At 73.7% G+C, this 21,632-nt stretch carries 20 protein-coding genes; 18 read left to right on the top strand and 2 right to left on the bottom strand.

What is annotated here, in order from left to right; all coding sequences use genetic code 11:
• Positions 1-289: 289 nt before the first annotated feature.
• The 5 genes from AB0J76_RS08740 to AB0J76_RS08720 are packed head-to-tail and all read left to right on the top strand — an operon-like array spanning position 290 to position 6,566.
• On the top strand, positions 290-1,456 hold the full coding sequence (locus AB0J76_RS08740; RefSeq protein WP_352323239.1) for an aminotransferase class III-fold pyridoxal phosphate-dependent enzyme: 1,167 nt from the start codon (positions 290-292) through the stop codon (positions 1,454-1,456).
• Positions 1,449-2,504: a Gfo/Idh/MocA family oxidoreductase gene (locus AB0J76_RS08735; RefSeq protein WP_352323238.1), complete on the top strand. Its 1,056-nt coding sequence runs from the start codon at positions 1,449-1,451 to the stop codon at positions 2,502-2,504. The genes AB0J76_RS08740 and AB0J76_RS08735 overlap by 8 nt, the downstream gene beginning before the upstream one ends.
• A gap of 28 nt (positions 2,505-2,532) precedes the next feature.
• A complete protein-coding gene (locus tag AB0J76_RS08730) occupies positions 2,533-4,284 on the top strand; it encodes an ABC transporter ATP-binding protein (protein ID WP_352323237.1) in 1,752 nt (583 codons plus the stop codon).
• Between the two features lie 21 nt (positions 4,285-4,305).
• Positions 4,306-6,084 (top strand): ABC transporter ATP-binding protein, encoded by a 1,779-nt coding sequence (locus tag AB0J76_RS08725; RefSeq protein ID WP_352323236.1) that lies wholly within the window; start codon positions 4,306-4,308, stop codon positions 6,082-6,084.
• A complete protein-coding gene (locus tag AB0J76_RS08720) occupies positions 6,081-6,566 on the top strand; it encodes an NUDIX domain-containing protein (RefSeq protein ID WP_352323235.1) in 486 nt (161 codons plus the stop codon). The genes AB0J76_RS08725 and AB0J76_RS08720 overlap by 4 nt, the downstream gene beginning before the upstream one ends.
• On the opposite strand, the gene priA is transcribed toward AB0J76_RS08720, so the two are convergent.
• Positions 6,563-7,300: a bifunctional 1-(5-phosphoribosyl)-5-((5-phosphoribosylamino)methylideneamino)imidazole-4-carboxamide isomerase/phosphoribosylanthranilate isomerase PriA gene (gene priA, locus AB0J76_RS08715; RefSeq protein WP_352323234.1), complete on the bottom strand. Its 738-nt coding sequence runs from the start codon at positions 7,298-7,300 to the stop codon at positions 6,563-6,565. The genes AB0J76_RS08720 and priA overlap by 4 nt on opposite strands.
• Positions 7,301-7,483: 183 nt before the next feature.
• Between priA and hisG the strand changes: the two genes are divergently transcribed.
• The 11 genes from hisG (at position 7,484) to AB0J76_RS08660 (ending at position 19,024) form a co-directional block, all read left to right on the top strand.
• Positions 7,484-8,350, top strand: a complete 867-nt coding sequence (gene hisG / locus AB0J76_RS08710; RefSeq protein ID WP_352323233.1) for an ATP phosphoribosyltransferase — start codon at positions 7,484-7,486, stop codon at positions 8,348-8,350.
• On the top strand, positions 8,347-9,153 hold the full coding sequence (locus tag AB0J76_RS08705) for an HAD family hydrolase (RefSeq protein ID WP_352323232.1): 807 nt from the start codon (positions 8,347-8,349) through the stop codon (positions 9,151-9,153). Before hisG ends, AB0J76_RS08705 begins: the two co-directional genes overlap by 4 nt.
• A 148-nt stretch (positions 9,154-9,301) precedes the next feature.
• Positions 9,302-10,321, top strand: coding sequence for a BMP family ABC transporter substrate-binding protein (locus tag AB0J76_RS08700; RefSeq protein ID WP_352323231.1), 1,020 nt, complete (start codon positions 9,302-9,304; stop codon positions 10,319-10,321).
• On the top strand, positions 10,318-11,409 hold the full coding sequence (locus AB0J76_RS08695; protein ID WP_352323230.1) for an ABC transporter permease: 1,092 nt from the start codon (positions 10,318-10,320) through the stop codon (positions 11,407-11,409). The genes AB0J76_RS08700 and AB0J76_RS08695 overlap by 4 nt, the downstream gene beginning before the upstream one ends.
• Positions 11,406-12,626 (top strand): ABC transporter permease, encoded by a 1,221-nt coding sequence (locus tag AB0J76_RS08690; RefSeq protein ID WP_352323229.1) that lies wholly within the window; start codon positions 11,406-11,408, stop codon positions 12,624-12,626. Before AB0J76_RS08695 ends, AB0J76_RS08690 begins: the two co-directional genes overlap by 4 nt.
• A complete protein-coding gene (locus tag AB0J76_RS08685; protein ID WP_352323228.1) occupies positions 12,626-14,728 on the top strand; it encodes a N,N-dimethylformamidase beta subunit family domain-containing protein in 2,103 nt (700 codons plus the stop codon). The genes AB0J76_RS08690 and AB0J76_RS08685 overlap by 1 nt, the downstream gene beginning before the upstream one ends.
• A gap of 1 nt (position 14,729) precedes the next feature.
• Positions 14,730-15,641: a hypothetical protein gene (locus AB0J76_RS08680; protein ID WP_352323227.1), complete on the top strand. Its 912-nt coding sequence runs from the start codon at positions 14,730-14,732 to the stop codon at positions 15,639-15,641.
• Positions 15,638-16,567, top strand: coding sequence for a PfkB family carbohydrate kinase (locus tag AB0J76_RS08675; protein ID WP_352323226.1), 930 nt, complete (start codon positions 15,638-15,640; stop codon positions 16,565-16,567). Before AB0J76_RS08680 ends, AB0J76_RS08675 begins: the two co-directional genes overlap by 4 nt.
• Positions 16,564-17,289, top strand: coding sequence for a GntR family transcriptional regulator (locus AB0J76_RS08670; protein ID WP_352323225.1), 726 nt, complete (start codon positions 16,564-16,566; stop codon positions 17,287-17,289). Before AB0J76_RS08675 ends, AB0J76_RS08670 begins: the two co-directional genes overlap by 4 nt.
• Before the next feature lie 58 nt (positions 17,290-17,347).
• A complete protein-coding gene (locus AB0J76_RS08665; RefSeq protein ID WP_352323224.1) occupies positions 17,348-18,043 on the top strand; it encodes a LuxR C-terminal-related transcriptional regulator in 696 nt (231 codons plus the stop codon).
• Positions 18,044-18,091: 48 nt separating this feature from the next.
• Entirely contained in the window at positions 18,092-19,024 is a 933-nt protein-coding gene (locus tag AB0J76_RS08660) for a 2OG-Fe(II) oxygenase family protein (protein WP_352323223.1), read from the top strand.
• A gap of 42 nt (positions 19,025-19,066) precedes the next feature.
• On the opposite strand, the gene AB0J76_RS08655 is transcribed toward AB0J76_RS08660, so the two are convergent.
• Positions 19,067-19,792 carry an alpha/beta hydrolase gene (locus tag AB0J76_RS08655; protein ID WP_352323222.1) on the bottom strand — a complete coding sequence of 242 codons (726 nt, stop codon included), beginning with the start codon at positions 19,790-19,792 and terminating at the stop codon, positions 19,067-19,069.
• 185 nt (positions 19,793-19,977) lie between these two features.
• Here AB0J76_RS08655 and AB0J76_RS08650 point away from each other — a divergent pair, with 185 nt between their 5' ends.
• Together AB0J76_RS08650 and AB0J76_RS08645 are read left to right on the top strand one after the other, a co-directional pair.
• Positions 19,978-20,931 carry an alpha/beta hydrolase gene (locus AB0J76_RS08650; protein ID WP_352323221.1) on the top strand — a complete coding sequence of 318 codons (954 nt, stop codon included), beginning with the start codon at positions 19,978-19,980 and terminating at the stop codon, positions 20,929-20,931.
• 11 nt (positions 20,932-20,942) lie between these two features.
• Positions 20,943-21,629: an alpha/beta fold hydrolase gene (locus AB0J76_RS08645; protein WP_352323220.1), complete on the top strand. Its 687-nt coding sequence runs from the start codon at positions 20,943-20,945 to the stop codon at positions 21,627-21,629.
• Positions 21,630-21,632: the final 3 nt, after the last annotated feature.

Here is a 21,632-nt window from a genome sequence, read left to right as displayed (position 1 = left end):
CACCTCGCTGTCAAGGCGGCGTGACCCTGGAAAAAGGTGCACTTGACGGGGCTCTCGCGGTCTTGATATGTCGTCCGTCCGTGCCTGGAGCACTGGAAGAAAGAGTACTTGACGGGGCCCGGCGACCGGACGGTACTGTCTTCAGAAATTGAAATTCCCGAGCCTAATTAGAATCCCAATGGGGGGAGGATCGTTGTCGGAATATGAGCGCATAGCTCACTCGAAGATCACCCGTAAGTTCAGGTCCGCGGGGCAGCAGCTCTTGTTCTCGCGGGGGCGGCGGGGCGAGGTGTCCGACGCGAACGGCGTGCCGTACATCGATTTCGTCATGGGTTATGGCCCAGTGATAATCGGTCACGCGGACGCCCAGTTCAACGAAATTCTCTGCGGTTATCTCGGCAATGGGGTCATGCTGCCGGGCTACACCACGTTCCACCAGGAATACCTCGACCGGCTGCTCGGCGAGCGGCCCGGCGACCGCGGCGCGTTCTTCAAGACCGCCTCCGAGGCGGTCACCGCCGCCTTCCGGCTGGCCGCGATGCGCACCGGCCGGCTCGGCATCATCCGCAGCGGCTACGTCGGCTGGCACGACTCCCAGATCGCCGACTCGCTCAAGTGGCACGAGCCGCTGCACTCCCCGCTGCGGGAGAAGCTGCGCTACACCGACGGCATGCGCGGCGTCGGCGAGTCCGAGCCGGTGGCCAACTGGGTGGACCTGCGCCTGGAATCGCTCGCCGAGCTGCTGGAACGGCACCGCGGCCGGCTGGGCTGCTTCGTCTTCGACGCCTACCTGGCCTCCTTCACCACGGCCGACGTGCTGCGCCAGGCCGTGGCCATGTGCCGCGAGGCCGGCCTGCTCACCGTCTTCGACGAGACCAAGACCGGCGGCCGGATCTCGGCCCTCGGCTACGACCACGACAACGCCCTCGGCTCCGACTTGATCGTGATCGGCAAGGCGCTGGCCAACGGCGCCCCCCTGAGCATCCTGGCCGGCGACGCCGACCTGCTCGCGCTGGCCGAGAAGGCCCGGCTGAGCGGCACCTTCTCCAAGGAGATGATCGCCGTCTACGCGGCCCTGGCCACCCGCGACATCCTGGAGAAGCCCGTCGGCGACTCGCCGGACGGCTGGACCGAGCTCGGCCGGATCGGCACGCAGGTCGCCGCCGCCTTCACCGCGGCCGCCGCGGACGCCGGGGTCGAGGCCCTGGTGGGCGCCCGCCCGGTGCTCGGCGGCGGCATGTTCGAGCTCGTCTACCACGACGTGGGGCTGCTGGGCGACAAGGAGCGTCGCGAGGCGCTGCTGGCCGAGCTGGCCGGGGTCGGCATCCTGCTGCTCGAAGGGCACCCGTCCTTCGTGTGCCTGGCCCACCGCGACATCGTCTGGGACGACCTGCGCGACCGGGTGCGGCAGGCGTTCGAGGCGTGGAGCGCGTCCGCGGGGGCCGGCCGTGGCTGACCTCCTGCGCCTCGCCCTGGTCGGCTGCGGCCGCCAGATGCAGCAGAACCTGTTCCCGTTCCTGCAACGCATCCGCGGCCACCAGGTCGTGGCCTGCGTCGACCCCGACCTGTCGCTGGCCGCCGACGTGCAGTCGCTGGCCGGCGGCGCGACCTGCGTCTCCTCGGTGGACGAGCTCGACCTGGAGATGGTGGACGCCGCCGTGCTGGCCGTCCCGCCGGAGCCGTCCTACCTGCTGGTCCGGCAGCTCGCCGAGCGCGGGGTGGACTGCTTCGTCGAGAAGCCGGCCGGGCCGTCCACGCCCGCGCTCCAGGACCTGGAGCACGTGGTGCGCCGCAGCGGGCGGCACGTCCAGGTGGGCTTCAACTTCCGCTACGCCGAGACCCTGCAGCGGCTGCACGAGCTGAGCGAGGAGATCCGAGCCACGCCGTGCTCGGTGACCATCGACTTCTACAGCCGCCACCCGTCCGCGCCGCAGTGGGGGGTGGACACCACCCTGGAGGCGTGGATCCGGCACAACGGGGTGCACGCCCTCGACCTGGCCCGCTGGTTCGTGCCGTCGCCGGTCGTCCAGGTGGACGCGCACGCCATCGCCAGTGACGCCGACCGGTTCCAGATCAACCTGTTCCTGCGGCACCACGACGGCTCGCTGTCCACGCTGCGCATGGGCAACCACGTCAAGCGGTTCATGGTGGGCGTCACCGTCCAGGGCATGGACGGCAGCCGGTACTGCGCGCCGTCGCTGGAACGGGTGACGCTCGAACTGTCCGACGGCGTGCCGTACGGCCAGGAGCTGCACGCCACCCGCAACCTGGACCACGGCTGGGGGCGCAGCGGCTTCGGGCCCGAGTTGCAGGCGTTCGTGGACGCCTGCGCGCAGCGGTCGGCCGAGCCCCAGACGGGCGGCCGTCCCGCGGTCAAGGGGGTGCCGTCGGTCTCCGACGCGCTGGCCGCCTCCGCCCTGTGCGACCGGGTGATGGCCGAGCTCAACACCGCCGCGACGAACGGCTTCGGCCTGCTGACCGGGTCCGTCCGGGCCTCGGCCTAGGCCGGGCCGCCGACGAGGAGGGGGAGGAATGACCGAGCGGGCGCGACCGGCCGCGGGCGGGCGGCCGGTCGCGTCGCGCGGGGTGGGCCGGTGGATCGCCGGTCACCTGCGCCGGCACCGGCTGTCGCTGCTGCTGTTCACCGTGGCCGCCGCGGCGGCGAGCCTGTGCTCCACGCTCGTCCCCGTGCAGATCGGCGCGGCGTTCGCCGAGGCCACCGGCCCGCGCCACGACCTCGGCGCGGTCGGGGCGGCGGCGCTGGCGGCCGCGCTGCTGGCGGCCGGCCGGTTCGTCGCCGACCTGCTGTCGAACGGCTCGATGGAGGTCGTCGCCCAGCGCGTCAAACGGGACGTGCGCGACGAGCTGTACCGCAGCCTGCTGACCAAGCGCATGGCCTTCCACGACCAGCAGCGCATCGGCGACATCCTGGCCCGCGCCATCAACGACGCCAGGCTCGTCGACTACATGCTCAGCCCGGGGGCGGCCACCGCCGCCAACGGCGTGCTGGCCCTGCTGGTGCCGATCCTGTTCATCGCCTCGCTGGACCCGCGGCTGCTGCTGGCCCCCGGCGTGCTGGTCCTGGTGTTCGCCTACGCGCTGCGCTACCACCTGCGCCGGCTCTACCCGCTGGTCATGCGCACCCGCGAGACCTTCGCCGACCTCAACGAACGCTTCTCCACCACGCTGTCGGGCATCGCCACCGTCAAGGCCGCCACGCAGGAGGACTTCGAGCGGCACGCCCTGGAATCGGCCGCCGGCGCCTACCGGGACGCCTTCGTCCGGCGCGGCCGGGCGCAGGCGGTCTACCTGCCCGCGCTGAGCTTCGCCCTGGCCATGGTGACCGGCTCCCTGCACTCCCTCTACCTCTACTCGCAGGGCGAGCTGGCGCTGTCCCAGGTGGTGACCTACCTCGGCTGGCTGCTGCTGTTCGCGCAGCCCGTCACCATGTCCGAGCAGGCCGTGCCGGTCATCCAGGAGGGCTTCGCGGCCGCCGCGCGCATGCGGCAGATCATCGACGGCGCCCCCGGCGAGCGCGAGGACACCCGCGGCAGCACGGCCGCCGTCGAGGGCACGATCACCTTCGACCGGGTGTCGCTGCGCCACGAGGGCCGCGACATCCTGCGCGAGGTCTCCTTCCACCTGCCCGCGGGCCGCACGCTCGCCGTCGTCGGCCCCACCGGCAGCGGCAAGAGCATGCTGATCAAACTGGTCAACCGCATGTACGACGCCACCGAGGGCCGGGTGCTGATCGACGGGCGGGACGTGCGCGAGTGGGAGCCCGGCGCGCTGCGCCGCCAGATCGGCCACGTGGACCAGGAGATCTTCCTGTTCTCCAAGAGCGTGCTGGACAACATCGCCTTCGGCGCCCCGCACGCCGCCGGGTACGAGGACGTCCTGCGCGTCGCCAAGCAGGCGTGCGCGGACGAGTTCGTCCAGGGCATGGCCGACGGCTACGCCACCGTGCTCAACGAGGGCGGCACGACGCTGTCCGGCGGGCAGCGGCAGCGGCTGGCCATCGCCAGGGCCCTGCTGACCGAGCCGCGCATCCTCACCCTCGACGACGCGACCAGCGCCGTGGACGCCCGTACCGAATCGGCGATCACCGAGGCGATCGAGCGCGCGACGGCGGGCCGCACGACGGTGCTGGTCTCGCACCGCCCCGGCCAGATCCGCCGCGCCGACCTCATCCTGCTGCTGGACGGCGGCCGGGTCGTCGACCAGGGCTCGCACGACGAACTGATGGCGCGCTGCGCGCTCTACCGGGAGATCTACAGTGGCTGACGCCCAGAAGCGGCGGCGCCCGTGAGCGACCTGTTCGCGGGCCTGCACGCCGACGCCTACGACCGCGTGTACGGCAACCGCCGCCTGCTGGCCCGCATCCTGCGGCAGTTGCGCGCCCACCGCGCCGGCATGATCGGTTCGGCGCTGCTCGTCGCGGGCTCGGTGCTGCTGACCGCCTCCGTGCCGATCGTCGTCTCCCGCCTGATCGACCAGGCCGGCGGCGGCAGCGGCCCCGGCCTGCTGCTGTGCCTGTTCGTGGTGGCGGCGGCGGTGCTGGCCTGGGCGATGAACTGGGCCCGCCAGGCGATCACCGCGCGGCTGGTGGGCGGCATGGTCTACCAGCTGCAGTGCGAGGCCGCCGACGCCGCGCTCGCCAAGGACGTCGCCTTCTACGACGAGAACTCGGTCGGCAAGGTGCTCAGCCGGGTCACCGGCGACACCGAGGGCTTCGGCTCGGTGCTCACCCTCACCCTCAACCTGATCAGCCAGCTCTTCCTGGTGGTGCTGCTCGGCGGCGTGGTGTTCTGGATCGACCCCGGCCTCGGCCTGGTCATCCTGGCGGCGCTGCCGTTCCTGCTGGGCACCGCCCTGGCCTTCCGCCGGGTGGCCCGCACGGCGGCGGCCGCCACGCGGCGGGTGATGGCCAAGGTCAACGCCAACGTGCACGAGACCATGCTGGGCATCGCGGTCGCCAAGAGCTTCGGCCGCGAGCGGGCCGTCCACGAGGACTTCGACGAGGTCAACCGGCTGTCGTACCGCGTCTACGTCCGGCAGGGCCTCATCTACGCGGTCATCCTGCCGGTCCTGACGCTGCTGGCGGGCCTGGCCACGGCGGTCGTGCTGTACCAGGGCGGGCGCTTCGCGGCGATCGGCAGGCTCTCGGCGGGCGAGTGGTACTTCGCCCTCCAGGCCCTCGGCATGCTCTGGCAGCCGGTCACCCAGGCGGCCTCGTTCTGGAGCCTGTTCCAGCAGGGGCTGGCCGCCGCCGAGCGGGTGTTCGCGCTGATCGACAGCGACCACGCCGTCGTCCAGAGCGGGAACGCGCCGGTGACCGCGCTGACCGGCGCGATCGAGGCGCGCGGCCTGCACTTCCGGTACGGCTCCGGCGCCGCCGTGTTCCGCGACTTCGACGTGCGCCTCGCGGCCCGCGAGACGGTGGCGGTCGTCGGGCACACCGGCGGCGGCAAGTCCACGCTGGCCAAGCTGATCGCCCGCGCCTACGACTTCCAGGGCGGCGAGCTGCTGGTCGACGGCCGCGACATCCGCGCCCTCGACCTGCGGGCCTACCGGCGGCGGGTGGGCGTCGTCCCGCAGCACCCGTTCATCTTCGCCGGCACGCTCGCCGAGAACATCGCCTACGGCCGCCCCGGCGCCGGCCGCGACGACGTCGTACGGGCCGTCGAGCGGATCGGCCGCCGCGTGTGGGACCGCAGCATGCCGATGTCCCTGGACGACCGCCTGGCCGCCGGCGGGCAGGGCGTGTCGGTCGGGCAGCGGCAGCTCATCGCCCTGGCCAGGATGTTCGTCCGCGAGCCGGACATCCTGCTGCTGGACGAGCCGACCGCCAGCGTCGACCCGCTGACCGAGCGCGGCATCCAGGACGCGCTGGCCCGGCTGTGCGCCGGGCGCACGGTCGTGGTGATCGCCCACCGGCTGTCCACCATCCGGCGCGCCGACCGCGTCCTCGTGCTGCACGACGGCGAGATCGCCGAGCAGGGCCGGTTCGACGAGCTGCTGCGCCGCGACGGCCCGTTCGCGGCGCTCTACGCCACCTACTACGCGCACCAGGAGACCGCATGACCTGCGCCCCCCATCCGGCGGAGTTCGAGCCGATCCAGCGGGAGGCGTCCGCCACGGGCGTGCCCTGCGTGGTCGGCGCCGTGCTGTTCAACCCGCTCGGCGAGGTGTTCCTGCAACGGCGGTCGGCCCAGGTGCGGCTCTTCCCCGGCTGCTGGGACATCGTCGGCGGGCACGTCGAGCGGGGCGAGACGCTGTGCGCGGCGCTGGCCAGGGAGATCGAGGAGGAGACCGGCTGGCGGCTGCTGCGGGTGGGCGGCCTGGTGGACGTCTTCGACTGGACCGGCGGCGACGGCCGCCTGCGACGCGAGATCGACGTGCTGGCCACGGTCGAGGGCGACCTGACCCGGCCGGCGATCGAGCACGACAAGTTCGACGAGGCCCGCTGGCTGGACGGCGACGCCCTGCGCCGCCTGGCCGCCGAGTCGCCCGGCTCGGGCATGGTCGAGCTGGCCCTGCGCGCGCTGGCCATGCGGCCGGTCTAGGGCTCCGGCTTGCGTACCGCCTCCAGGGCCTGTCGCAGGGTGAACCGGCCGGCGTACAGCGCCTTGCCCACGACCACGCCCTCGACGCCCAGCGGGGTCAGGGAGGAGACGGCGCGCAGGTCGTCCAGGCTGGAGACGCCGCCGGAGGCCACGACGGGCCGCTCGGTGGCGGCGCAGACGTCGCGCAGCAGCTTCAGGTTGGGGCCGCCGAGGGTGCCGTCCCTGGCGATGTCGGTGACGACGTACCGGGCGCAGCCGGCCGCGTCGAGGCGGGCCAGGGTCTCGTACAGCTCGCCGGCGTCGCGGGTCCAGCCGTGGCTGCGCACGGTGGTGCCCCAGACGTCCAGCTCGACGGCCACCCGGTCGCCGTGCCGGGCGATGACCTGCGCCACCCACGCCGGACGTTCCAGCGCGCCGGTGCCGAGCACCACCCGGCCGCAGCCGGTGGCCAGCGCCGCCGCCAGGCTCGCGTCGTCGCGCACGCCGCCGCACAGCTCGACCGGGATGTCCAGGGCGCCGACGACCTCGGCGATCCGCGCCCGGTTGGAGCCGGTGCCGAAGGCGGCGTCGAGGTCCACCAGGTGCACCCAGTCGGCGCCCGCGTCCTGCCAGGCCAGCGCCGCGTCGAGCGGGTCGCCGTACCAGGTCTCGGACCCGGACTCGCCGCGCAGCAGGCGGACGGCCCGGCCGCCGCGCACGTCGACGGCGGGCAGGAGGGTCAGGCATGTGGACACTCGTCGTTTCCTCTCCCGTGAACCCCCCTTTTCCATCATCGCGAACACCGGTCAGGAATCGAAGTCAACCTTCGGCCACCACCATGGTTCACTTGCCGCCGCCCGCCCGGACGGGGACGCTTGCCGGTGCGCGCCGCACGCCCAGCCGCCGGGGGCCGGTCCCCCTGTTCCGAGGAGGACTGCATGGTCTCGCTCGCGCTGCCCAAGGGCACGTTCCTGGAGCGTCCCGTCCTCGACCTGTTCGCCGCGGCCGGGCTGGAGGTGCGCCGGCCGTCCGAGCGCAGCTACCGGGCGAGCATCGCCTACGACGGCGGCGTCGAGGTGGCCTTCCACAAGCCGCGCGAGATCCCGCTCGCCGTGGAGCGAGGCGTCTTCGACTTCGGCGTGACCGGCACCGACTGGATCGAGGAGACCGGCGCGAAGGTCGAGCAGGTCGAGGCGAGCGGGTGCGTGCCGCCCTGGCGGCTGGTGCTCGCCGTCCCCTCCGGGCATCCGGCCGTGGACGCCGCCGGCCTGCCCGCCGGGGCCCGGATCGCGACCGGCTTCCCGAAGATCTCCCGGCAGTTCTTCCAGAGCGTGCCGCTGCCGGTGCGGATCGTCCCGTCGTTCGGCGCCACGGAGGCCAAGGTGCCCGAGCTGGCCGACGCCGTCATCGAGACCGACGGCCCCGGCTCCGCCCTGGACGAGCACGACCTGCGGGTCGTCGCCACCTTGCGCACCTGCTTCCCGCAGGTCGTCGCGAGCCCCGCCGCCTGGCGGGACGCCCGCAGACGCGCCGCGATCCAGCGGGTCGCGCGGCTGCTGACCTCGGTCGACGGGGGAGCGGCCCACGTGCTGCTGACCGTGCGCACCACCACGCGCGACCTGCCGCGGGTGGCCGGGTCGATGCCGCAGCGGTCCTGGCGGGCCGGCACCGGCCTGACGGAGAGCCTGGTGGTCGTGCAGGGGCTGGCGGCCCGGCGCGGCCTGGCCGAGACCATCGGCGGCATCCTGGCCGCCGGGGCGCTCGACGTCATCGAGTCGCGCGTCGGGAAGGACGTCACGCCGTGAGCCGCCGGATGATCGTGTGCGACCTCGACGGGACGCTCCTGGACTCCCGCGGCCAGGTCTCCGAGCGCACCAGGACCGCCGTGCGCCGCGCCCGCGCCGCCGGGCACGTGTTCGTCATCGCGACCGCGCGGCCGGTCCGCGACACCCGCCCGGTGGCCGCGGCCCTGGACCACGCGGCCGTCGCCGTCTGCGGCAACGGCTCGATCACCTTCGACTTCGGCAGCGAGGAGGTGGTCGACTACCGCCCGCTGGACCGGCAGCCGCTCGCCGCGACGCTGGCGCTGCTGCGCGACCGGTTCCCCGGCGTGCGCCTGGGCGCCGAGTGCCGCCTCGAACTGCTCCTGGAGGACGCCTTCCACCTGCCCGAGCCGCTGGCCCGCGACGCGCGCCGGGTGCCCCGCCTCGAGCACGAGATCGACCGGCACGACGTCGGCAAGCTCATGGTCCAGCTCGAAGGCGCCGCCCGCCAGTACTACGAGACCGTGCGCGGCCTGCTGACCGGCTGCGAGGTCACCATCTCGGCCGACGTGTTCTGCGAGGTCATGCGATCCGGCGTGACCAAGGCCGCGGCCCTGGAGTCGATGGCGTCCCGGCTCGGCATCGGCAGCGCGGACGTGATCGCCTTCGGCGACATGCCGAACGACCTGCCCATGCTGACCTGGGCCGGAACCGCGGTGGCGGTGGCCAACGCCCATCCCGCCGTGCTCGGCGCGGTGGGCGAGGTGACCGCCTCCAACGACGAGGACGGGGTGGCCGCGTGGCTCGAACGGCACGCCACGGCCGATTTCTCAGAGAAGTATTGACGCTTGTCTGACGACTATTCATGATGGTCGCTGGAGCCGGGAACGCACCGGCCAGGATCGGCCTGCGGAGGCAGGCCGCCAGGGCCCGCGCCGGGCGCGGGCGTCCCGTCTGAGAGGTGCCCCAGTGCCCCGATTAGCCGTTGCCCCTGTGCTCGTCCGTGTCCTCGCACTCTTCGCGGCGCTGTGCTCGCTCGCCGCCTGCACCGCCGTCAGCCCCGCCGCCGAGAAGAAGGGCGCCACCTCGGTCGGCGTGGCCTTCAGCCGCGGCGGGCGCGGCGACAGATCCTTCAACGACTCGGTGGGGGCCGGCGTCGACCGCGCGAAGGCCGAGCTGGGCGTCTCGGCCAAGGAGCTCAGCCCCAACGCCGCCGGGTCCGACCTGGAGGAGATCCTGCGGCTGCTGGCCCAGACCGGTCACAACCCGGTGCTGGCCGTCGGCTTCTTCTACGCCCAGCCGCTGGCGAAGGTCGCCCCCGCCTTCCCCCGCACCCAGTTCGTCATCATCGACGACGCCACCGTGAAGCTGCCCAACGTCACCAACGTGGTGTTCCGCGAGGAGCAGGCCAGCTACCTGGTCGGCGCGGCGGCCGCGCTCAAGTCCGCCAGCGGGAAGATCGGCTTCGTCGGCGGGGTGCAGACGCCGCCGCAGGAGAAGTTCCTCGCCGGGTACGCGGCCGGCGCCCGCGCGGTGAAACCCGGCATCCAGCTGTCCAGCGTGTTCATGTCCCAGCCGCCCGACTTCAGCGGCTTCTCCGCCCCCGACAAGGCCCAGGAGGCGGCCCGCGGCATGTACGACGGCGGCGCCGACGTCGTCTACCACGCCGCCGGGGCGTCCGGGCTCGGCGTCTTCCAGGCGGCCAAGGCGGCCGGCAAGTGGGCGATCGGCGTCGACGTCGACCAGCGCAAGACGGTCGATCCCGGGCTCGCCGGGGTGATCCTGACCAGCGCCACCAAGCAGCTCGACGTCGCGGTGCTGAGCATCGTCCGGGACGCGGTGGCCGGGCGGCCGATCGCCGGGGTGCGCGAGTTCGGGCTCAAGGAGGGCGGCGTCGGCTACGCCACCAGCGGCGGCGAGCTCGCCGACATCCAGCCGCGGCTGGAGGAGCTGCGCAAGCGGATCGTCTCGGGCGAGATCAAGGTGCCCGCCAGGCCGGCGGAGAGCCGGTGAGCCGGGCGCGGGCGGCGGGCCGGGAGGCGCTGGGCGTGCTCGCCGTCCCGGCGCTCGCGCTGCTGATCGCGCTCACGGTCGCCACCGCGCTGCTGGCCGCGGTGGGGGCCGCGCCGGGGCGGACGTACCAGACGATGCTGGAGTTCGGGGTCCGGCCGGACTCGCTCGTCTCGGCGGTGAACCGGGCGGCCGTCTACTTCTTCGCCGCCCTCGCCGTGGCCGTCACCTTCCGGATGAAGCTGTTCAACATCGGGGTCGAGGGCCAGTACCACGTGGCCGCGCTGTTCGCGGCGGTCGCCGGGGCGGCCGTGCGGCTGCCCGGCCCGCTGCACCTGGCGTTCGTCTGCCTGGTCGCGGTGCTGGCCGGAGCGCTGTGGGCGGGGATCGCCGCGGTGCTCAAGGTGTGGCGCGGGGTCTCCGAGGTGCTGTCCACGCTGCTGCTGAACTACGTCGCCACCGCCGTCGTCGCCTACCTGCTGGCCGAGGTCTTCGCCGCCGGCAGCACCTCGGGCTCGACCCGGGAGCTGCCGCCGTCGGCCCGGCTGCCGCAGCTCACGCTGCCGTCGGGCGCCCAGCTCGGCTCGGCCACGCTGGGCGCGGTCGTGCTGGGGGTGGCGGTGCACGTGCTGCTCACCCGCACCCGCTACGGCTACGAGCTGAGGGCCGGCGGCCTGAACCCGGTGGCGGCGCGCGTCCAGGGCATCGACCCGCGCCGGATGATCCTCGTCACGATGCTGCTCTCCGGCGGCCTGGCGGGCCTGGCCGGGCTGCCCGACCTGCTGGGCCAGACCTACCGCTACGGCATGGACTTCCCCTCCGGCGCGGGCTTCACCGGGATCGCCGTGGCCCTGCTCGGCCGCAACACGCCCGCGGGCATCGCGCTGGCCGCGCTGCTCTTCGGGTTCCTGGAACGGTCGGCGCTGATCCTCGACATCGAGGGCATCCCCAAGGAAATCGTCACGATCATGCAGGGCGTCATCGTGCTCAGCGTCGTGGTGGCCTACGAGGTGGCGCGGCGGATGGAACGCCGGCGGGCCGAGCGGCTCGTACGGGAGCAGGCGTCCCCGGCGCTGGAGCCGACCGCATGAGCGCGGGACGGTACCGGTGGTGGCGGGCCGCGCTCGTCCTGCTGCTGGCGATGTCGGTGGTCAGGGTGTTCACCGGCGCCGACGAGCTCACCGGGTCGGGCGTCGTCGGGGCGGCGCTGCGGCTGGCGGTCCCGATCGGGCTCGCCGGGCTGAGCGGCCTGTGGAGCGAGCGGGCGGGCGTCGCCAACCTCGGCATCGAGGGCATGATGATCATCGGCACGGTCTGCGGCGCCTGGGCCGGGTACGGGTTCGGCGTCTGGGCCGGGGTGCTGGCCGGCACGCTCGGCGGGGTCGCGGCCGGGCTGCTGCACGCGGTCGTCACCGTCACCTTCGGGGTCGACCAGGTGGTGTGCGGCATCGCGATCAACATCCTGGCGGTGGGCGTGGCCCGGTTCATGTCGGTCATCGCCTTCAGCGGCCTGCCGGGGGCGGGGGCCACCCAGTCGCCGCCGGTGAGCGGGTCGATCGGCACGGTCAGCGTGCCCGTCCTGGCGGGCGGCGGGGGCACGGCCGACCTGCTCGGCGCCCTGGAACGCGGCCGGTTCTTCCTGGTGTCCGACCTCGCCGGGATCGTGCGGGGCTTCCTGCACGAGGTCTCGCTGCTCACCGTGGTCGCCGTCGCGCTGGTCCCGCTGACCTTCGTGCTGCTGTGGCGTACCGCGTTCGGGCTGCGGCTGCGGTCGGCGGGCGAGCACCCGGCGGCGGCGGACTCGCTCGGGGTCCCGGTGCTGCGGATGCGGTACTACGGCGTGCTGGTCTCCGGCGGGCTGGCCGGGCTCGGCGGGGCCTACCTGGTCACCGTCTCCTCGACCGTCTACCGCGAGGGCCAGACCGGCGGCCGGGGCTTCATCGGGCTGGCCGCCATGATCTTCGGCAACTGGCGGCCGTCCGGCACGGCGGCGGGGGCGCTGCTGTTCGGTTACGCCGACGCGCTGCAACTGCGCCAGGCGAGCGCGGTGCACGTGCTGCTGCTGCTCGGGGCCGTGCTGGCCTGGGTCGCGGCGGTCGCGCTCGTCCGCACGCGGCTGCGCGCGGCCGCGACGCTGGCGCTGCTCGGCGCCGCCGCCTTCGCGGTCTTCCAGGGCACCGACTCGGTGCCCACCCAGCTCGTGTACGCCACGCCGTACCTCACCACGCTGCTGGTGCTGGTCACGGTCGCCCAACGGCTCCGCATGCCGGCCTACGTCGGCATCCCCTACCGGCGAGGAGACGCGTGATGGCCGTCGACCGGGAACCCCGCCTCATGGGGTACGCCGACCGCTGGTCCGCGGCGCCCGGCGAGCGGCTGGCCGTGCACGCCTCCGGCCCGGACGGCGACGCCGACGCCGCGCTCGTGGACCTCGTCCGGGACAGCGACCTGACCCCGGCCGTGCCGGTGACGGTCGCGCCGCGGCCCCTGCGGCCCGGCTCCCGGCTGGAGGCGGCCTCGGTGCCGACGCCCGCCAGGGGCGGCCTCGCCCTCTGGATCCGGCCGAAGCGGCTCGGGCCGCGCCAGGTCGTGGCCCGGCTGGGCGCCGCAGGATGGCGGCTGCTGCTCGCGCTCGACGAGGAGGGCCGGCCCGAGGCGACCGTGCTGACGCCGTCGGGGAGCATGGGCTGCCGGCTGCGCTCGGCCGTGCCGGCGGGGGAGTGGTCGCTGCTGGCCGTGGCGTGGGAGGCGGCGCCGCTGATGACCGTGCTGCATCTGAACGACTTCCGCACCACGGGCGTGAGCGCCGGGCGGGCCCGCCTGCCGCTGCCGTCCCCGTCGGGCGAGCTGCGGATCGGGGCGGGCGACGAGCATCCGTACGCGGGCCGGATCGCCCTGCCCATGCTGACCGACGGCCCGCTCGCCATGCCCGGCCGTGTTCCGCTGACCGACCTGACCACCGGTCCCGAACTGGTCAAACACCTCGGCCCGGAGCTGCTGGCCCTGTGGGACCCGTCCGCCGGTCCGGGCGCGCCCGTCGTCCCGGACGTCAGCGGCAACGGGCGCCACGCGAACGCCGTCAACCGGCCGCTGGCCGGGCTCCTCGGGCCGGGCGGCGGCGCCCGAACCGCGCTCCAGGTCAGCCCGGAGGACCTCGACGACGCCCGCTGGCCGGTGACCTGCGAGCTGACCGTCCCGCGGGACGCCGGCTCCACCGTGCTCGGCGTCCGCCTGCGGACCCGGGGACAGTCGTGCGTGCTGCCGGTGGTGCTGCGCCCGGACGCGACGCGCAGGAACCCGGTCGCGGTCGTCCTGCCCACCTTCACCTACCTCGCCTACGCCAACCACCGGCAGTCCAGCGAGGCCGAGTACTTCGGCGACTACCGGCAGGTCACCGACCGCGTGATCACGCTCTCCCCGGTGGACGCCTACCTCAACGAGCACCGCGAGCTCGGCCTGTCCCTGTACGACCAGCGGCGCGAGGGCGGCCACGTCACCCACTCCTCCAGACGCCGCCCGGTGCTCAACCTCACCCCGGACTACCGCTGGTGGATGACCGGCGCGCCGCGCCATTTCGCCGCCGACCTGCTGCTGCTGCGCTGGCTGCGCTCGGCGGGCTTCGCCTTCGACGTGCTGGCCGACGAGGACGTGCACGAAGGCGGCGCCGACCTGCTGTCCGCCTACCGCGTCGTCCTGACCGGCAGCCACCCCGAGTACGTCACCGCCCCCGAACGCGCGGCCTTCGGCGCGTACGTGTCCGGCGGCGGCCGGCTCATGTACCTGGGCGGCAACGGGTTCTACTGGGTGACCGGCGTCGACCCCCGGCACCCGCACGCCATCGAGGTCCGCCGCGGCCACGTCGGCGACTGGTGGGACGACGAGCCCGGCGAGGACGTGCTGACCTCCACCGGCGAGCCCGGCGGCCTCTGGCGGCACCGCGGCCTGGCGCCGCAGGAGCTGCTCGGCGTCGGCTTCGCCGCCCAGGGCTGGGGGCCCGCCCCCGGTTACACCCGCCTGCCCGACAGCCGCCGGGAGGAGGCGTCCTGGGTGTTCGAGGGCGTCGGGACCGACCCGGTGGGCTGCTGCGGCCTCGCGCTCGGCGGTGCGGCGGGGGACGAGATCGACCGGGCCGCGCCCGAGCTCGGCACCCCGCCGGACACCCTGGTGCTCGCGACCTCCGCGGGCGGCCACAGCCACCACTACCGGCCCCCCACCGAGGAGGCCGGGTCGGGCGCGGGGGCCGTACGCGCCGACATGACCCTGCGACTGCTCGGATCCGGCGGCGCGGTGTTCGCCGCCGGATCCGTCAACTGGGTGACCAGCCTCGCCTGCTGTGACGGTGACATCAGGCGAATCACCCGAAACGTCCTGTCCCGATTCCTGCAACCCGCAGCTTGTGAGGAGGAGTGACGTGACCACCGCGAGCGCGAGGCACCTCGACTACCCCTATCCCCGCACGTCGGCCGAGCTGACCGACGAGATGTTGTCCATGCCGGCCGAGGAACTGGCGGCCATCGCCCGTCACCCGCTGACCGTCTACCCCGACACCACCGAGCTCTACTACCGGCTGGCCCGGGAGATGGCCGACGAGTTACGCGCCCGCAACATGCGCGGCGAGCCCACCCGCTGGATCCTGCCCGTGGGCCCGAAGGCGCAGTACCCGATCCTGGCGCGCATCTGCAACGAGGAGCGCATCAGCTGGGCCGACGTCTTCGCCTTCCACATGGACGAGTTCCTCGACTGGCAGGGCCGGCCGGTGGACCCCTCCCATCCCTTCAGCTTCCGCGGCTACTGCGACCGCAACCTCTACCAGCTCCTCGACCCCGACCTGCGGCCCCATCCCGGCAACGTCGTCTTCCCCGACGTGTTCGACCCCGACGCGTTCGGCGAGCGCCTGCGCGCCGAGGGCGGCGCCGACACCTGCTACGCGGGCTTCGGCTACCGGGGGCACCTGGCCTTCAACGAGCCGCCGTCCACGCGCTGGCACCAGTACACCGCCGCGGAGTTCGCCGCCTCGACCACGCGCGTCGTCCCCCTGCTCGACGACACGATCGTGGCCCACTCCCACCGGGTGACCGGCGGCTACACGCAGGCGATCCCGCGGATGGCGATCACCGTCGGCATGTCGGAGATCCTCTCCGCCCGCCGGCTGCACCTGATCACCGACGGGGGCGCCTGGAAGCGGTACATCGTCCGGGTGCTGCTGCTCACCACCGAGCCGGACGTGCTGCTCCCGGTGACCTTCGCGCACCACCACCCCGACGTGCGGGTGACCGTCGACGCCGACAGCATCGCGCCCTGCGCCCTGGGGCTGGGCTCGTGACCGTCGTCGCGGTCGGGGCCTACATCGTCGACCTCTACATGTTCGGCGACCACCTGCCGGAGCCGGGCGAGAGCGTCAACGCCGCCGACTACGCCACCGCGCACGGCGGCAAGGCCGCGAACGTGGCCGTCGCCGCGGCCCGGCTGGGCGCGGCCGCCCGCTTCGTCGGCTGCCTCGGTGACGACGCCGCCCGGCCGGTGGCGCTGGCCGAGCTGCGCGCCGAGGGCATCGAGGTGGGCGAGTGCACCACGGCCGTCGGCGTCGCGACCGGGCGCAGCTTCGTCTACGTCGACGCGGGCGGCGGGCAGATGGTGATGACCTGGCCGGGGGCCGCCGACCTGCTGCCGCCCGCCCAGGCGGCCGCCGTCGCCGCCGGCCTGCCCGCCGGGGCCGTGCTCGTGCTGCAGGGGGAGATCCCGCTGGAGATCTCGTACGCCGCCGCGACGGCGGCCCCGCCGGGCGTGCGCGTCCTGCTCAATCCGAGCCCGGCGGGACCGTTCCTGGAGAGCACCGGGAAGGAGCTGCTGGCCCGCGCCGACGTGCTGGTGCTCAACGAGGGCGAGCTGACCGCGCTGGCCGGCGACACCCCCGGCGACCTGGACGACCTGCGCGGCCGGACGAGGGGACGCACCGTCGTCGTCACCCGCGGCGAGCACGGCGCCGAGATCGCCGACGACGGCGGCACTATGCTGATCGGCGTCCCCAGCGTGCGCGTTGTGGACACCACCGGCGCGGGTGACGCCTTCACCGGCGCCCTGGCGGCCGCCCTCTGCGCCGGCACGGGCCTGGAGCGCGGCGTCCGGCTCGCCTGCCAGGTGGCGACCGTCTCGGTCACGCGCCGGTTCTGTGCCCCCAGCTACCCATCGGCCGCCGAGCTCGGCATCGCCCCGCTCCGCGGTCCGTCCGTGCAGGAGAGACCCGCGTGACACGACGTCATCCCACCCTGGCCATCCAGATCCGTGACCGGCTGCACGCCCTGATCGTCGAGCAGGGGCTGCGCCCCGGTGACAGGCTGCCGTCGGAGAACGAGCTCATGACCCTGTTCGACGTCGGGCGCACCAGCATCAGAGAGGCGTTCAAGCTCCTGGAGCAGGAAGGGCTCATCCAGGCCAGGCACGGCGACGGCCGCTACCTCACCTCGCAGCCCAGCCTGGACCGGCCGCTGACCCGCCTCGAAGGCGTCACCGAGATGCTGGCCAGCCGCGGGTTCACCGCCGACAACACCGTCCTCGACGTCGTGGCCACCGAGCCGGACCGCCACCAGCGCGAGCTGCTGCAACTGCCGCCCGGCGAGGCCATCGTCCGGCTGGAACGCCTGCGCCGGCACCGGGACGACGCGCTGCTGTACTCCATCGACCTGTTCCCGCGCTCGCTCATCGGCCGCCCCATGGACGAGGTGGACTGGACCGGCTCGCTGTTCCAGCTCCTCACCGAGCACGGCCACACCATCGCCTACGCCGTCGCCCAGGTCCGGGCGGTGACCCTCAGCCACGCCCAGGCCGAGCGCATCGGCACCCACGAGGACGGCGGCGCCTGGCTGCTGCTCCTCCAGACCCACCACGACAGCGCCGGACGGCCGGTGCTGTATTCGCAGGACTACCACAGGGGCACCGACTTCTCCTTCCACCTGGTGAGACGCCGCGACTGAGTGAGCCGCCGCCGCGTACCGACCGACCGCCGTTCGCCGACGCAGAGAGGATCATGCGATGAGTGCCATCACGCTGGAGGCCGCCCAGCCGATCCCGGCCTCCCCTTCCAGCCTCCGGGCGAGGTGCTCCAGGCTGTCCGTCTTCTGGCTCGCCGAGGACGAGGTCTCCTTCTACGGGCTCCCGCCGCTGCTGATGAAGGTGCCGAACGTGGCCGGGGTCGCGGTCGTGCGCAGCTGCGCGGAGGCCCGGCTGCTGCTGGCCGGCGAGGACTTCGACGTCGCGGTGATCCCGCTCGCCGTACTGCCGGACGTGCTCGGCGGACGCCCCCGCCGGGCCCGCCCGCAGATCCTGGCCATGGTGCGTCAGGGGGAGGAGCCGGCCCCCTGCGTCGCCCAGCGCTACGGGCTGGCCGGTCGCCTGCCGTGGGAGGAGATCAATGTCGCCGGCTTGTCGGGCATGTTCGATCGGCTGCTGCGCGGCGACGCGCCCGTCCCGTCCAGGGGCGGCCCCGACCTGCTCGGCCGCCTGACCGAGCGCGAGCACATGGTGCTGGCGCTGCTGCTGCGCGGCATGAGCAACCACCAGATCGCCCGCTCGATGGGCATCTCCATCCACGGCGTCAAGCGCCACATCTCCAACCTGCTCGTCAAGTTCAACTGCTCCAACCGCACCGAGGTCGCCCTGGTCGCCCAGCGTCTCGGCCTCGACCCCGCCGTCCGCAACCCGCGCCACCTGAGCAGCACCGGCACGTAGCACGTACGACGAACCATCCCCGAACGGTCATCGAGAAACGGAGTGACAATGGACGTCCCTCTCATGGAACTCAGCGGCCGCGCCCCCGTCGTCAGGCTGCATGACATCGAGGCCGACATGGCCGCCGCCACCGAAGCCATCAGGTCGCAGCTGACCGGATGGGGCTTCATGGCCGCGGAGGTGCCCGGCATCGGCGAGCGCGTCGAGGCCATGATGAACGAGTTCGCCGCGGCCTGCCGGGCGACCGGGCCGAGCCTGTCCGACTACGCCTACGACGTCGTCCCGCAGCTCGCCGTCGGCGGCACGCACGGGTTCTTCCCGTACAACTCGGAGATCCCGCGCCTGGCCAACGGCGTGCCCGACCCGAAGGAGTTCATCCACGTCAGCGGCGCCATGATCGGCGACCAGCCGCCCGGGGCGGGTGACGTGCTGCGGGCCTTCCCGGAGTTCGGCGCCCGCGCCGCCGAGGTGTTCGACATCGCCTTCCGGCTGATCTCGCTCTTCGGCGAGGTCGTCCGGGGCATGATGCCGCCCGGCACGCCCGAGCTGGACCTCTCGCACGACGCGACGAACCTGCGGGTGATCCACTACCGGGACGTCGGCGACCGCGAGGTGCTGGCCCACGAGCACTCCGGCATCCAGATGCTCGGCCTCCAGCTTCCCCCGTCCGACCAGGGCCTGCAGTACGTGCTGCACGACGGCACCTGGGTCGAGCCGGTGATCGCCGGGACCGACGTCGTGCTGTGCAACATCGGCCGGATGCTCACCAGCGCCTCCGACGGGCGGTTCCGGCCGTCCACGCACCGGGTGCACACCAAGCCGATGCCCGCCGGCTACGAGCGCCTGTCGTCGGTGCTCTTCGCCTACCCGCAGCACAAGGCCCGCCAGTGGAAGATGGTGGACGGCGAGCTGATGTCGCTGAACGCCACCTGGGGCGACTTCATCGACAGCCGCTTCCAGGGCCTCGGCAAGCAGTCCTGACCGCCCGGCCTCCTGGCGGCCGGGCAGGCCGTCAGGAGGCGATCAGGAGGCGCTGGCCCGGACGGCCGCGCGGATCACGTCGGCGACCTCCTTCGGCCGCGACACCGCGACCGCGTGCGAGGCGCCGGCGAGCTCCACGGCGGTCGCGCCGGCCCGCTCGGCCCCGAACCGCTGCACGTCGGGGTTGATGGCCTGGTCGGCGTCGGCGATGACGGCCCACGACGGCCTGGTCCGCCAGGCCGCCGTGGCCGCCGTCTCGGTGAACGCCCCGGCCGCCAGGGGCCGCTGCGCCACCGCGAGGACCCGGGTGACCTCGGCCGGCACGTCGGCGGCGAAGACCTGGGGGAAGGCGTCGGCGGCGATGGTGAACTCGACGGCGGCGCCGCCGTCCGCCAGCGGGTAGGCGGCCTGCCGCAGGCTCGCGCCGAGCGGCGGCTCGGAGAAGCGTCCCTGGAGCTCGCCCAGGCTCTCGCCCTCCTCCAGGACGTACGCGGCGACGTAGACGAGGCCGACGACGTTGTCCGCCGCGCCGGCCACGGTGATGATCGCGCCGCCGTACGAGTGGCCTGCCAGCACGACCGGGCCGTCGATCTGGGCCACCACGGAGGCGACGTACGCCGCGTCCGAGGCCAGGCCGCGCAGCGGGTTCGGCGGGGCCACCACGGGGACGCCGTCCCGCTGCAGCTCGGCGATGACGCCGGACCAGCTGGCCGCGTCGGCGAACGCGCCGTGCACGAGGACGACCGTCGGGGTGGTGCTCTCCGTCATGGAAAAACTCCTTCTCGGGGCGAAAGGGACCGGTCGGCCCCGGTGGCGATCCAACCGCCGTGCGGCTCGCGCGCACGAGGCGGAAACGTACTTCTGCCTGTGGTTCCGCCTCGTCTATCCCCAGGCCGGTCGCTTGGATGGGGAACGGCCCCCCTGCTTCCCACCCCTTCCTTCCTGGAGCGATCATGATCAAGCCCGTCCTGGAACCCGCCGCTCAGGCGTTCGCCGAGGCCACCGCCGAGCCGCCGTACCTCTTCCAGCTCCCGCCGGAGGAGGGCCGCAAGGCCGTGAACGAGGTGCAGTCCGGCCCGGTCGAGCTGCCCGCTGTGGACGAGGAGTGGGTGACGGTCCCCGGCGGCCCCACCGGCGAGGTCAGGGCCCGCATCGTGCGGCCCGCCGGCAGCACCGGCGCCCTGCCGGTGATCATCTACATCCACGGCGCCGGCTGGGTCTTCGGCAACGCCCACACCCACGACCGGCTGGTCCGCGAGCTGGCGACCGGCGCCGGCGCCGCCGTGGTCTTCCCCGAGTACGACCTGTCGCCCGAGCACCGCTACCCCGTGGCCATCGAGCAGAACTGGACGGTCGCCCGCTGGATCGTCACCGACGGCGCAGCCAAGGGCCTGGACGCCACGCGCGTCGCGGTGGCTGGCGACTCCGTGGGCGGCAACATGACCGCCGCGCTGACCATCATGGCCAAGCGGCGCGGCGGGCTGTCGCTGCGCGGGCAGGTGCTGTTCTACCCGGTGACCGACGCGTCCTTCGACACCGAGTCCTACCGGCAGTTCGCCGAGGGCTACTTCCTGCGCCGGGACGGCATGCAGTGGTTCTGGGACCAGTACACGACCTCGGAGGCCGAGCGCGCCGAGATCACCGCCTCCCCGCTGCGGGCCACCGTCGAGGAACTGGCCGGCCTGCCGCCGGCGCTGGTCATCACCGGCGAGGCGGACGTGCTGCGCGACGAGGGCGAGGCGTACGCCGCCAAGCTGCGCGCGGCCGGGGTGCCGGTGACCGCCGTCCGCTACCAGGGCATCATCCACGACTTCGTCATGCTCAACGCGCTGCGCGGCACGTACGCGGCCGGGTCGGCGATCGAGCTGGCCGCCGGCACGCTGCGCCGGGCCCTGCACGAGAGCTGACCTCCCGCGCCATGCCCTCCGCCTACGACCTCGACCAGGTGCGGCACGCCAACGCCACCGGGCGGGTCCCGGTCGTCTTCGTCCACGACCCGTGGTTGCTGGCCGAGAGCTGGGAGCCCTGGGCCGAGGTGTTCGGGCAGGCGGGGTTCGTCCCCGTCGTCCCTTCCTGGCCCGAGGACGGCGAGTTCGCCGGGCCTGCCGCAGGGCACTTCGCCGGGCTGATCGGCGGGCTGGCGCGCCGGCCGGCCCTGGTCGGCCACGCCGCCGGCGGCCTGGTCGCGCAGATCCTGGCCGGGCGCGGGCTGGCCTGCGCCTGCGTGGCGATCAGCCCGGCGCCGTTCCGCGGGGCGCTCACGTACGGGCGCTTCCGGCACGCCGTGGCCAACGCCGTCGGCGAGGAGGAGGCCAGGCGGCTGTACGAGACGTACGCCGTCCAGGCGGCGCAGGCGGCCGATCCGTGGGGCCTCGACGGCGCCGCGCCGGACCGGGGGCCGCTGCTGCTGGTCGCCGGCGAGCTGGACCGCACGGTCCCGTGGGCCGCCGCGCACGCCTCCTACCTGTGGCAGGCGCGCAACCGGCACCATCTGACCGAGATCGTCGAGCTGCCGGGGCGCGGGCACTCGATGACCGTGGACAGCGGCTGGCGCGAGGTCTGCGGCACCGCCCTGACCTTCATCGAACGGTTCGTGGACCCCTGACCG

The organism is Nonomuraea sp. NPDC049624 (assembly GCF_040675255.1).
Lineage (GTDB): Bacteria > Actinomycetota > Actinomycetes > Streptosporangiales > Streptosporangiaceae > Nonomuraea.
Note: the sequence above shows the minus strand (reverse complement) of the source record. Positions and strands in the feature narration are given on the sequence as shown.